This is a genomic window from Mesorhizobium sp. M0910 (genome assembly GCF_040319465.1).
Lineage (GTDB): Bacteria > Pseudomonadota > Alphaproteobacteria > Rhizobiales > Rhizobiaceae > Mesorhizobium.
Genome location: NZ_JAMYNZ010000008.1, coordinates 133,590 through 144,858 on the forward strand (window position 1 = coordinate 133,590; position 11,269 = coordinate 144,858).

Annotated in this window: 15 protein-coding genes; all 15 read right to left on the bottom strand. The window is 61.6% G+C overall.

The window, feature by feature from the left end:
• On the bottom strand, positions 1-1,410 hold the full coding sequence (locus tag NKH78_RS21050; protein ID WP_352883759.1) for a phage portal protein: 1,410 nt from the start codon (positions 1,408-1,410) through the stop codon (positions 1-3).
• A 15-nt stretch (positions 1,411-1,425) separates the two neighbouring features.
• Positions 1,426-3,258, bottom strand: a complete 1,833-nt coding sequence (locus NKH78_RS21055; RefSeq protein ID WP_352883762.1) for a terminase large subunit — start codon at positions 3,256-3,258, stop codon at positions 1,426-1,428.
• A gap of 7 nt (positions 3,259-3,265) precedes the next feature.
• Positions 3,266-3,673, bottom strand: a complete 408-nt coding sequence (locus tag NKH78_RS21060) for a hypothetical protein (RefSeq protein ID WP_502899821.1) — start codon at positions 3,671-3,673, stop codon at positions 3,266-3,268.
• Between the two features lie 316 nt (positions 3,674-3,989).
• Positions 3,990-4,322, bottom strand: a complete 333-nt coding sequence (locus tag NKH78_RS21065; RefSeq protein ID WP_352622235.1) for an HNH endonuclease family protein — start codon at positions 4,320-4,322, stop codon at positions 3,990-3,992.
• A gap of 118 nt (positions 4,323-4,440) precedes the next feature.
• Entirely contained in the window at positions 4,441-5,118 is a 678-nt protein-coding gene (nusG, locus tag NKH78_RS21070) for a transcription termination/antitermination protein NusG (RefSeq protein WP_352883766.1), read from the bottom strand.
• The gene (locus NKH78_RS21075; protein ID WP_352883769.1) at positions 5,093-6,271 is read right to left on the bottom strand and encodes a helix-turn-helix domain-containing protein; all 1,179 of its coding nucleotides are present in this window, start codon (positions 6,269-6,271) and stop codon (positions 5,093-5,095) included. The genes nusG and NKH78_RS21075 overlap by 26 nt, the downstream gene beginning before the upstream one ends.
• Before the next feature lie 2 nt (positions 6,272-6,273).
• A complete protein-coding gene (locus NKH78_RS21080; protein WP_352883772.1) occupies positions 6,274-7,491 on the bottom strand; it encodes a phosphoadenosine phosphosulfate reductase domain-containing protein in 1,218 nt (405 codons plus the stop codon).
• A complete protein-coding gene (locus tag NKH78_RS21085; RefSeq protein ID WP_352883775.1) occupies positions 7,488-8,138 on the bottom strand; it encodes a hypothetical protein in 651 nt (216 codons plus the stop codon). The genes NKH78_RS21080 and NKH78_RS21085 overlap by 4 nt, the downstream gene beginning before the upstream one ends.
• Positions 8,135-9,028: a DHHA1 domain-containing protein gene (locus NKH78_RS21090; protein ID WP_352883779.1), complete on the bottom strand. Its 894-nt coding sequence runs from the start codon at positions 9,026-9,028 to the stop codon at positions 8,135-8,137. The genes NKH78_RS21085 and NKH78_RS21090 overlap by 4 nt, the downstream gene beginning before the upstream one ends.
• Positions 9,025-9,591, bottom strand: a complete 567-nt coding sequence (locus NKH78_RS21095; protein ID WP_352883782.1) for a hypothetical protein — start codon at positions 9,589-9,591, stop codon at positions 9,025-9,027. The genes NKH78_RS21090 and NKH78_RS21095 overlap by 4 nt, the downstream gene beginning before the upstream one ends.
• The gene (locus NKH78_RS21100; protein WP_352883785.1) at positions 9,588-9,887 is read right to left on the bottom strand and encodes a hypothetical protein; all 300 of its coding nucleotides are present in this window, start codon (positions 9,885-9,887) and stop codon (positions 9,588-9,590) included. Before NKH78_RS21100 ends, NKH78_RS21095 begins: the two co-directional genes overlap by 4 nt.
• On the bottom strand, positions 9,884-10,177 hold the full coding sequence (locus NKH78_RS21105; RefSeq protein WP_352883788.1) for a hypothetical protein: 294 nt from the start codon (positions 10,175-10,177) through the stop codon (positions 9,884-9,886). The genes NKH78_RS21100 and NKH78_RS21105 overlap by 4 nt, the downstream gene beginning before the upstream one ends.
• The gene (locus tag NKH78_RS21110) at positions 10,174-10,470 is read right to left on the bottom strand and encodes a hypothetical protein (RefSeq protein ID WP_352883790.1); all 297 of its coding nucleotides are present in this window, start codon (positions 10,468-10,470) and stop codon (positions 10,174-10,176) included. Before NKH78_RS21110 ends, NKH78_RS21105 begins: the two co-directional genes overlap by 4 nt.
• Entirely contained in the window at positions 10,463-10,654 is a 192-nt protein-coding gene (locus tag NKH78_RS21115; protein ID WP_352883793.1) for a hypothetical protein, read from the bottom strand. The genes NKH78_RS21110 and NKH78_RS21115 overlap by 8 nt, the downstream gene beginning before the upstream one ends.
• Entirely contained in the window at positions 10,651-11,262 is a 612-nt protein-coding gene (locus NKH78_RS21120) for a hypothetical protein (RefSeq protein ID WP_352883796.1), read from the bottom strand. Before NKH78_RS21120 ends, NKH78_RS21115 begins: the two co-directional genes overlap by 4 nt.
• Positions 11,263-11,269 lie beyond the last annotated feature (7 nt).

Sequence of the window (11,269 nt, forward strand, 5' to 3'; positions counted from 1 at the left end):
TCAGGTTTCCTGTTGCTCGTCCAGTTTCGCCAGGACTGCGTCTAGGTTGTCGCGAGCGCTTCGAATCTTGCCTTCATTTTCGGCCGAGAGAACTCGACCGGCATTCATGCGATCGCGAAGGGCGTTGGCTGCTACACTTGCCTTCTCGGCGGCCTCGTCGTCGAGCGGTGGACCGCCGTTGTCACCGATCCCGCGGCCAGGCATCGCCTTGGTCGCGTTCTCGACGGTCATCATGTTGCCGGGCACCAGGTGGATATCGCCGCCTTCGTAGCCGTCCTCGTCCTCGAGCTCTGCGATCTGGTTCGGCGACATGCCCATCTGGAATCGCTTCCAGTAATATTCGGCGCGATCCTTGGCGGCGCCGCGCAGCAACTCGGTATCGAAGAACTTGAAGTAATAGCCGGCCTTCACCTCTTCCTTGGTGAGAAGCGAGCGGCGCATCGACTTCTCGAACCGACGATGCCAGGGCCGGATGGTATGTACCGCATGTGCGAGGAACATCTGTTCGGCGCTGGCATAGGTTGCCGCCTTGTCGGAGAAGCCAACCATAATCGGCATGACACCGAAGGCGCGACAGATCTCCTCGATCTGCAGTTTCCGCGTCTCAATGTGCTGGGCATCGACGCCGGTGAGATCCATCGGATGCCACTTGGCGTTTTTGTCGAGGAGAAGCGGTTTGCCGCTATTTTTGGCGCCGACATAGTTCTGCGTGATGAAGGCGCGGAGCCGCTTGTATTGGGGCTCCTTCAACTCGCCTTCGACCGAATACATGCCGGTCGACTGGATGCCGTTGCCGAACCGGCGGGCATGTGCGTTCTGGGTTGCCATCGACAGGCTGAGTGCTTCGCGGGCCAATCTGGTGACGTCGAGCCCGGTCCATGAATTCCATGACGGGCCTCGGAAATGCCAGATCGTTTCCTGCGGGTACTCTTCGGCCGTCCCGTCCTTTGCGGTGACGTGGTAGACCAGCCTGTAGTCGTCTTTCTGTTCGACGCGGACACAGTCTGGCATCAGCGGGATCATCTCGACGATGCGGCCACGCACCCGGTTGAGAAAGACGTAGGCGTTGCCGGTGAAGACGGAATGGATGGCGACCGTCTCCATAAACTGAAGCGGGTCCATCCAGTCGTTGACCTGGTATCCGAACAGATCGCTGAGCGGATGATCTTCAGCCTCGGCCCGGCGCCCCGTAGCCGGATCCTTCCGCATCACCTTGCATGGCACCGTCGACACGCCGTCCGAGATCGTCAGGCCGCAACGAAGTGCCGTGGTCTGTTCCAGCGTTGTCTTCCATGTGACGCGCTCACCCGAAAGCGTCGGCAGACCTATGCCGAGATCATCACGCCAAAACGATTCGCTGAACGCGACATTCTGAGCGGGTTGACGCCGGAAGCGATCGAACAGCCACATCCAATGATGTCCCTCTCAGGCGGCTTCAGATTCGACATCTTCAGCGGTTTCGTCTTCGTCGAATTCGCCGTCATCCCAGAATGATTTGCCGCCGGCGGGTTCCGGGTTCTTCACCATCATCGTGACCGCGTCGAACAGAGCCATGGCCGGGTCTATTTTTGCGTCTCCGGCCGTCTGTTTGGTGGCGCGAATAGCAGTAGCAGTAGGTTCGATTTTTAGGTTGGCGACGCACCACGGCATCAATGGACCGCCTGCGTGCCGCAACATGCCGTTCGACAGCCGCCTCTCCGCCGTTTTGATCGCGTTCATCAGCGCGAATCCCTGCGGCACGCCGACAAGCAATCCGTTCTCCTGAGTGATGTCGATTTCTGGAGATGCCAGTGCATCGACAAACTCGCCAAGACCGGCAGGGTCCACGGCCACCGATGACAACAGGCCGGATTCCTTAACGGTGCTGATGATGTCGATGATTGACGCCAAGTCCTCAAGCGCCATATCAACGATCGTTAGGTGGCCAGCTTTTTCGAAATCCAGCAAGACTGGAGCGATCTTCTTCCGCCGCTTCAAGACATCCCGATGACACCAGGCGTGTGACCAAGTCAGCCAGCGCTTCATTCGGACGATTGCTCGCTGGCCATTAACGACTACCGGGATTTCGATTTCATCGGGCTCCCGCCCGACCAGCGTCAGCCCGAATAGGTCATCAAGACCACCGCCATCGACGCCGACAACCACGACCTCGACACGTTCCAAGAAGCGAGCCAGTGCCGCGAAATGGTCCAGTCCGGCCAGTTCTTGATCGACGGCACGTTCCCAATAATTTGCGCCAGGCCAGCGATTGCCCCGCTGCCGCATGCCGATCTCGACATTGAGATGCTTGGCGAGGAAGCTTTGGTGGGTATCACCTTCCTCGTCCTCGCCACTCTGGATCTTGAGCAGCTTGCGCTCCAGCCAGTCCTTGCGAACCGACCGGCCCATATTGGGGTTGGTGACATACCAGTTTTCCGAATCGAGGTAGGCCTCGTTGTCGATCATGCTGTCCGGAAATTCGTACAGGACACCAAGGCTGGTAGGATCGTCAATCTTGCCATCGCGAACATCGCGGAAGTAGTCGAGCTTTTCCTTGAACACGCCGGCTGGAGGTTCGTCCGACTGGGTTGTGATGTAGATCACGAAGCCCTCCGGTCGGGATATCAGGCCGCCTGTTGCCTCCTGGAGCATGCCGGCCGCATTCGCCTTCTTTCCGAACAGCCACAGTTCCTCGATAAGAACAAATGCTGCCTTCTTGCCGGCCGCGGTGTTGGAATCGGCGCTGACGATCTTTAGGACCGCCTTCGTCAGCGTATGTGTGATTTCCTTGGTGTTTTTGTTGACGTGCAGAAGAACCGTCAGGTCAGGATCAGCCGCTATCATCGCGGCGGCGGGATTGAAGGAATTTCCGGCAACCTCCTGCGTTGGCGCCAGTATCATAAGCTCTTGGTTGTGGCGCCAGTTCCTGATCAATGCGGTCAGCATGATCCCTGCTGCCAGTGTCGACTTGATGTTCTTCTTGCTGATCAGCAGCAAGAACTCCTCGATCACCCGATTTGCGGTGTCCGGATCATAGGCGCCAAACACCGCCGCGACGAAATCGAAAACATATTGCTCGCAAGATTCGCCAAACGTGGGATGGCGCGCTCGGCCAAGCTTTCGGTCGTAGACCTGCGGCAGGTCGGTGATCTGGAGCGATTTGAAGACGTCGAGAGCCGCCTCAGCCTCGCTCGGGAACAAGGGCTGGAACGGGATCAGGCTTTCGCGATTGACGATGCGGTTTTCCCAGTCGACGCATGCCGTGCTGAACCTGCGCATGCCAGCGTCATTCCTCGTCGGAAACCGCTACGGCCTGTCCATTGCTGGCGACCAAACGGGGAGCCGCCGGGACCGCGTATTTCCCACCGATCGCCTGGGCGCTCTCAAGCCGCTGATCTTTCTTGGAGACATACCCGCGCGCCACCGGCTGGTTTGCAGCCTTGCCACGGAGATCGCGGGCAACGCGTTCAGCGCTAACCGTATCCAGCATTTTCAGTGCGCCGGAGAGCGCCGCGGCATTCCCCGCTAGGCCCTGCTGGATCTGGGCGGTGCGGAGTTTGGTACGCAGCCGGTTCATCATCACGTCGCGCTGCTTGAGCAGATGGGCGTAATGCTTGCGTAGCGTCTTGACGTCGAGACCGAGCGCCCCGGCGACTTCCTTGTTCGTCTGGCCGGCGGCGACAAGCACCATCACGTTTATGATGCTCTCTTGCGACGAGACGTGCGACGGCCGGCCTTCGGCCCGGCCTCGGTCGTATGGGTTCCCGAAGAGATCAAGGTGCTGTTCCATGTCCAGTTCAAGCAGAGTGGGAAAAACTCGGTCGAATTCAGTACTTTCGCGCATCCCAGCGCCGATAAGCCTTTGAATTCTATGCGTTCCGGATCGCCGTCTCGCGTCATTGCGACGTGGCCGACGGGAAAAACTCACCGCACACAAAAAAAATGTCCCGATGGCCCCCAAGCGGTTAGGGGCCCCATCGGCCCCAGAGATTTGACCCGCCCCCCCTTGGTCAGGGTCGGGCGGCCATCCTCTTGGCCCGCTCGGCCAGCGTCTTCTTGGTGTGCGATGCCCCGCAGCGGAGCATGATGTTGCGCTTGTCGAGCGGCGCGCCGCCGTCCCTGAGCTCGACGACGTGATCACCGAACACGCGCATGCCAGGCCGATGGGTCCTGCCATCGCATTGGGGGTCCTCGCATCTGCGACCACGCTCGGCGATGATCTCGGCCATCAGCTTGCGCCACTCGGGCGAGAGGTAGAACGGCTCTGCCGTCTTGGGTGCGACCTTGACCGTACGCGTGTCCATGGTCCGGATAACCGGAGCCATCATCTTCAGCTTTGCCAAGGGAATCTTTTCCATTGCGGGGAAAGCTGTCGGGCCGCGCCCTTCGCTTCACCTGGGGCTGATGGCGCGGTCCACCTTGCGGCGTGCGACTCTTTCAGCTTGTCCTGGGTCGGATTCGCTAATCCAGTTTCGTGACTTGCGCAAGATCGAGGTCAACCGGCGTCGGCCGACCGAAGATGTCGACCTCAACCGCGATCCTGTGCTTGTCGCCGAGCATCAGAACGACCGCCTCGAACGACGCGAATGGCCCATCGTCGATGGCTACCCTGTCGCCCGCCTTGAGTGCGTTGGTCAGCACTGCGAAGGCTTCAGGGTCATTCTCGATACGAGCTTGAAACTTAAGCACTTCCCGGTCTTTCACTGGCTTTGGATTGTCGGCACCGCCGATCGGATCAACGACACCTTCAATGACCCGCAATGCTGCCCATGTCGCTGCGCAAGAGACCACATGGACGAAGATGTAACCGGGGAAGGCAGGCGCCCGACAGGGCTCAAGGGACTGATGCTTGCGTCCACCACGGCGCTTTGCGTCGACTTCGATCGACAGCATGACCCGCTCGACATTCGCCTTGTGCAGGGCTTTATCCACAGCTTTGTCGCAGCCATTATCGACCCGAAGCACATACCAGCGCGCTTCCGGCCCATCCATGCCCGCCGCGGCCAGCATCGCATGCTCACGTCGCCGTAGGGCGATTCGCGCGTCACTCTTCTGCCAGGCATAGTCGACGTTGATCGGCTCGCCGTTGCGATCGAGCCATGCACGCTCAACGTCACTCGGCCGCTTGCTGTGCATCATTGGTCCCTCGCACCGCTTGTTCAAATGCTTCCAGTCCTGCCGGCCCGCCAGCCGGGAAATACACGCCTCGCATCGTCCCGGGGTCTGGCAGCCACGGCCAGCCGCGCAGTTCGTGCTCGACCTTCCAGGCCTTCCAGCATTCGGTATCGATGGGCACGAACTCGCAAAGCTTGCCCAGCCGTTCCTCTTCCGGGCCGAAGTCGTGAATGCCAAGACCGCGCGTCTCGGCCGCCTGGTGCAACCCGTTGACCATCGGCCAGCCGCCGCGCATCCGGTTGCCCTTCTCCAGGGTGTCGCGATTGAGCATGCCGTTCGCGATCGCGTTCAGTTCCCAGCCCTTGAGCGGCTGCGGCGGCTGCTTCGGCCCGGTGACTAGGTCGCGCATGCGGATCGCCGCCCAGACCGGCCCGAAGGCCGGCGCATAGGTCGGCTTGGCGGGCGCCTCCGGCTTCGGTCCAAGCCGCTCCCAGCGTTTCTCGCTGAGGTACACGCCGAAGGCACAGCGACCGCCTGAGGCCTTCTCGGCGGCGAGGTAATCGGCCATTCGGTCGGCGGCGATCTCGCGTTCGTCGGCTGTCAGCGCCAGCGCGGCGGACATCGCCGTCTTGCCGCTGTCGGCAACGAAACTCGGCCAGGTCGGATGAACGCGCTTCAGCCAGCGCTCGACCGCTTTTCGATCTTCCGGCTCGCGCTCGCGCTCTCTCTCTAAATTACTGTCAGGAGTTACTAAACCATCAGTATTTACTAGTGCCGTATTTACCGTCGACGGATTCACCGTCGACGGGTTTTCAGTCTGCGGTAAAGATGCAACACTTTCAGCATAAGCCGCGGCGTTGCTGTCGCGTTGTTCCTTCGGTTCATCGAAGATGACGAGGGAAAGCTTGCCAAATCGTCCCTCGTCGCGCGGCTGGTCTTTCTCAGCGTAGCCAGCCTCGACCAGCTCGTTGACGATCCTGCGAGCCTTGTCGCGTCCGCAGCCGCCCTTCTTGGCGATGTCACCGACGATGACAGTCCAGTTGTCCGGTTTGGAAAGCAGATAGCCAAGCAGCCACCGCGCTTCCATCGACAGGCGCATGTCCTCGAACACATGGTTCGGCACAGTCGTGTAGCGGGCATTGCGGACGCCGCGGCGAATCGTGGCTTCTTCGCTCATCGTCACACCAGCAGCGGCTGCACGGAGCCGTCCGAGAAGTAGCTGTCCATCGGTGTATCGGCGGCAGGCTCATCACCGTCCCAGCCGTTCGGCCATGTCTCTGCCGCGATCAGCTCGCGGATACGCGCCTCCTCCTCACGATTGATGATATCCAGCAGCGGGCGTCCCATCTCGGCAGCGCGAGCGTTGCACTCGGCCTGGATCGCCAACACGCGATCGAGGCCCATAAGCCGGGCCGCGAAGGTGAGCGGCCCCATCCTTTGCGGGTTGGCCGCCACAGATCCATCCTTCAGCCGTTCAAGGCCAGCCTTACGAATGCGATGCCGGGGCTCGCGCAACTCGCGATAGAGCGGCTTCAGGCCCTTGAGCGGCGCAAGGTGCGCCCACGCCGGCGACGCGACGATCGTGTCGAGCGCCATATCCTTGCTGGCCAGCGGGCAGCCGGCGCAGCCGGTGCGGGCATTGATCTCGGTCGCCTCGTCGCCGCCATAGGCGTCGGCGATCGCTGCCGTCGCCCAGCCGCCATATTCGGCCATCGGCGCATAGATACGCAGCCAATCCCAGACATTGCAGACGCGCCAATGCAGCAACGGCGCGAGCGTCGCGATGCGGCCACGGATGCCCTTGGCGTTGGGCAGAACCTCCTGATACCAGCCCTGCCCGCATTCAGCGCCGTCCTTGCCGCACGACATGGCGATGCGGTCATCGCGAATCGCGCTTTCGCCCTGGCGCACGCCGGTGATCATCAGGATCTTGCCGTCGAGTTCACCAAGCCGCTGTTCCAGCGCTTCGGCCATCGGGTCGATCTTGATCTGCCGTGTGCACCAGCGCAGCGTGTTGTTGTTCGGTGGCGGCACGCCACGGCCGAGGATGTAGACGAGGAATCGCTTGTCGAGCGGCGCACGAACCACTTCGCAACGGATACCGCGCTCGGCGAGCTGCGCCATGATGCGCTCGGCCGCGATCGCCAGCGGCGGCAATTCCTGCCGGGTGTCGGCATAGAACACGGTGAGGCTTTTCGGCGCCGCCAGCCGGCCGACATCGATCAGATGGACGATGAGCGACAGCGTTGCCGAGCTGTCCTTGCCGCCAGACCAGGCAATGCCCCAATGATCATGCGCCGGCCCATAGGCCTGCATCGATTGCAGCGTCAGGTCGACAGCCTCGTCATAGACCAGGCGCTTTGATCCTTCGAAGAGGGTCGGCTGAAAAGTCTTCATGCCGCCACCTGCCGCTCGGCGCCAATCCTGCCCCATTGATCCGCCATGGCGACGGCGATTCCGTCAAAGAACCGTGACCTTTCGCGACCGCGGTCAGGTCCGGGCGGCATGCGATGCACGCGTGACCACGCGCGATGCTCGGCCGTGCCGGCCAGCGGAGGCGTCAGGCGTCGAGTTTCGGCCAATGGCGGCAGGTTTCGCAGATAGAGGCCAGTCGCCTTGAAGAACGGTTCCCCGAACCACCAGGGTTGCACGGTCTGAACCGGCGGCTGATAATTCGTGATCAGCACTTTTGCATGCTTGTGCATCACCGGGTTTTCGATGCAGATCCGCTCTATCGGCGCGTTCCAGCATGCTGAAAACAGATCGGCGCCGGCGCCGAGATCTCGCCACATCTCATCGAGGCTACGTCCGCGTGGCGGCGCCGTCAGCCAGCGCACGCCGGAATTGCAAAGCCGCGTACAGGGCGGATGCGCCACCATGAGAAGGTCCCAGCCGTCGCCCAGCATGTTCCGCACATCGCCGACAATGTGCTTGTTGCAGCCATCCTCTGCCGGCCGCAAATCGCATGACCATGCGTCGTGACCGATGGCCGCAAAGGCGCGGCGCACAGTCCCCGACAATTCGCACGCCACAAGCACCCTCATTGCCCCGCCACCGCCTCAAACCCTGCCGCGTTGCGATGACCGCCACCGCCGAACGACTTGGCGACTTCGGACACGTCGAGGCGACTATCCTCAGAGCGAAGCGAAAACTGGATTTGGCCGTCAGCACGGCGGAACCAGCAGGCCGCGAATGGTGCGTCAGGAAAGCGCGTCAGCAGTTCGTGCGCCGTGTCGCTGGCGTAGTGGTAGGGAACATTTACGGTCGGCACATGATGGCCGCCGATGTCGGAGAAATAGGCCTCTTGCAGAAACTTGCCGATGTTGGCCTGGTGCGCGCGCAGGATCGCCTTGCCCTCGTCGATCAACTCATCCGGCTTCGCGGCGATCTCATTCCAGATGGCGAAGTCCATGGGATAGGTGCGTAGGGCTGCCGAGAATTGCTTGGTGCGGTCACCGTAGGCGAAGCGCCAAAGATCACGGTCCTCAACCAGTTCGAGCATGTGAGGAACCGGATTGTGATAGCCGGTCATCTCATGAGCGAACTGCCAAGCCATCGTTGCGCCAGACTGGAGCATGTCGAACACGGCCACGATGGGCGAGCCGGTTTCAGTGCAGGCCTTCGCCGCCAACAATTCGACATCGGCGAGCGCCGGCATCGGACCGTTCCAGGCTTGCAGCTCTGCTTCGGCTGTCTTGTGGTGGTCAATGACAACCACGCTCCTGGCCTTGTCGGCGAGCGTCACCAGTTCGGGCCGCTTCGCCGAGAAATCTACAAACAGCACGTGGCGCCCGGCAACGTCAGGCAGGGGTTTGCCGTAGAAGCCCGGCACATAGGCGACCGAGTTGCCCCATTTTTTCCAGATCGCCCACGCGGCGCCGAAGCCGTCGTCGCAATTGCCGTGATAGATGCAAAGGTCAGGCTTCCATGTCATCGCGGTTCCCTCTTCCGCCAAGCGTCAAAGCTGCCGCGCAGCGCTAGCCACGCCTCGCTCGCCCGCCCGCCATTGTTCAGTTCTTTTCGTGATTGCACGCCGAGCAGCGAGCGCACCTTTTGCGCTACGCGCTCGTCGGTCAGCGGCTTTTCCAGCCCATGCAGCTCATGCAGGAACAGCTTGAAAGCCCCATCGTCCTTGCACTTCATCGCGCATTCGGCGGCGAAGTTTTTCACGTCGCGCGCCATCGGCTCGCCAGCCGGTTCGTTCTGGCGGCGCGGCTCCGGCAGCCCGCGCAACTGGCGGATTTGGAAGCAAGCGGCATCGAACAGCCGCAGGAGGAAAGCGACCGTCTCCGGCGCATTGCAGACGAAGTCGATCTCGTCGACTGTCGCTTCGTCGAAGCGCGCCAGCACGAACAGCTCGCCCATGTCGCCGTGCGATTCGACGTAAGCGCCATCGGTGCCATGCACACGCGTCCACACCGCAGGCTCGATCGCGGCCAGCGCAGCGCGAACGGCTTTCAGCCGCGCAGCATCGGGCGAGAGCACGGCGGTGTTCACGGCATCCGCCCGTGCTTGCGCATGGCGCGACCCAGAAACGTTGCAGCCCGTTCAAGCGATTTGCGGGCCGCAATCTCCCCCACCCCGAACCTGGCCTGTGCCAGCGCATCGGCGGCGTTGGCCACCTGTCGGCAGGCTTCCATGATGTCGTCGTCAGCCTTGCTGGCGCCCGTGGCTTTGGGCTTTGCGACTGGAATTGCCGCAGCAAGCCGCTCGACTTCCGCGATCAGCATTTGACGCACGACGGGGGCCAGCAGGCGCGCCAGCGGGTCGACATTTTTGCCGATCGCGCTCATGACGCGCCTCCCGCAGCGAATTCGGCCATGCCGATACGGTATTGCTCGGCCTTGGCGGCGAGATCGACCGGCGGCAGTCCCGAGGCATCGCGAACCGCCAGAGCAAGCGAGACGCGCAAGACGACGAAGTTTGATCCGGCCTCGAATTGCGCACGGCGGCACGCGGCTTCGATCACCGGGTGATACTTCAGGATGATCGAATCAGGCATGCGCAGCAGCGTGTCGGCGCGGGATCGATCACCATCTGCATCGTGTAATTGCCGCAGGATCGGGATCATCGAATCGTTCATCGCTCTGCCCCTGTTTCACGTTGGACAGGTGGTGTAACCAGCTGTTCTGAAATGGTTTTCATCGTCACACGCCGGTGCGGCGCCGTCTCGAAATAGGCGTAGGGATCAAGCCCGGCATAGTTGCAGAGCAGCAGGTAATTGCCGGCTGACAGTGTCTTGCCGTTGGTGGCGCGCGAGAGCATGGCGCGGTCGGTGTCCGGCCACTTCTGCTCTGCGATCCGAAGCGAATAGCCGAGCGCGTCCAAGCGCTGCTGAAAGGCATCTGCAAACTTGCGAAAGGCGACATCAGCCACGGCCGGCGTCCTTACGCAGCTTGCGGTCAAGCGCGCGCTTCAGCCGCTTCAACTGCTTTTCGGTTTCAGGATCGGGCTTGCGCTCGTTTGGCTCCGGCCAATGCGTGTCACCGCGCAGGCGCTTGGCCTCGACAGCGGCGGCATAGGAGCCGGCGGAATCCTTGGCGGAATCATACTTGGTCACAGGCCAAGCTCCCTTTGCTCAGGATCGAAAGCCTGCCGGCCGAGGAACTCACCTGTTCGCGAATTCAAGACACCATTGGCACAGGCTCGCCACAGCACGACATCGACCGTGGCGGCGCGGTAGCCGGTCTGTGCTGCAAGGCGTTCGCAAAGAGCCTGCGCAGTAATCCCCTCGTGATCGGCGAGGCGCTGAAGGTGAACGTCGGGCTTCGCCACGTCGGCGCCGAAGTTCTTGGCGAGGTGAAACTTCGTAATGCCGCCGATCCACGGCAGCGAGGCGCAGAACTCGATCTTGTCAGTCGCGGAGAGATAGCCGGCCAGCAAGTCAGCCCGCGTCCGCCATATGAGGTCGATCGCCTTGGCTTTGCCCGGATGACGGAAGACATCAAAGGCGCTGAGATCGCCCTGGATGGCCGTCATGACCTTTGCGAATATCTTGACGGCGATGGTGTTCTTCATGCCGGAGTTGCAGATGACGAAGATCGCTTCCGATGCGAAGTCTTCGGCATCGGTCGGCGGCTTGAGGTTCTCAGACCAGGCAATGTCATCAACCGCCTGCTCGCCGAGAGCAGCGATGATGTCGCGGAAAAGGGCGGCGGATATCGTCATAGCTCAA

What these genes read in the sequence shown, in the direction of transcription:
- NKH78_RS21105 (WP_352883788.1), bottom strand. Translation starts at nt 10,177, where the DNA reads ATGAACGATTCGATGATCCCGATCCTGCGGCAATTACACGATGCAGAT.
- NKH78_RS21100 (WP_352883785.1), bottom strand. Translation starts at nt 9,887, where the DNA reads ATGAGCGCGATCGGCAAAAATGTCGACCCGCTGGCGCGCCTGCTGGCC.
- NKH78_RS21090 (WP_352883779.1), bottom strand. Translation starts at nt 9,028, where the DNA reads ATGACATGGAAGCCTGACCTTTGCATCTATCACGGCAATTGCGACGAC.
- NKH78_RS21055 (WP_352883762.1), bottom strand. Translation starts at nt 3,258, where the DNA reads ATGCGCAGGTTCAGCACGGCATGCGTCGACTGGGAAAACCGCATCGTC.
- NKH78_RS21085 (WP_352883775.1), bottom strand. Translation starts at nt 8,138, where the DNA reads ATGAGGGTGCTTGTGGCGTGCGAATTGTCGGGGACTGTGCGCCGCGCC.
- NKH78_RS21120 (WP_352883796.1), bottom strand. Translation starts at nt 11,262, where the DNA reads ATGACGATATCCGCCGCCCTTTTCCGCGACATCATCGCTGCTCTCGGC.
- NKH78_RS21080 (WP_352883772.1), bottom strand. Translation starts at nt 7,491, where the DNA reads ATGAAGACTTTTCAGCCGACCCTCTTCGAAGGATCAAAGCGCCTGGTC.
- NKH78_RS21050 (WP_352883759.1), bottom strand. Translation starts at nt 1,410, where the DNA reads ATGTGGCTGTTCGATCGCTTCCGGCGTCAACCCGCTCAGAATGTCGCG.
- NKH78_RS21075 (WP_352883769.1), bottom strand. Translation starts at nt 6,271, where the DNA reads ATGAGCGAAGAAGCCACGATTCGCCGCGGCGTCCGCAATGCCCGCTAC.
- nusG (WP_352883766.1), bottom strand. Translation starts at nt 5,118, where the DNA reads ATGATGCACAGCAAGCGGCCGAGTGACGTTGAGCGTGCATGGCTCGAT.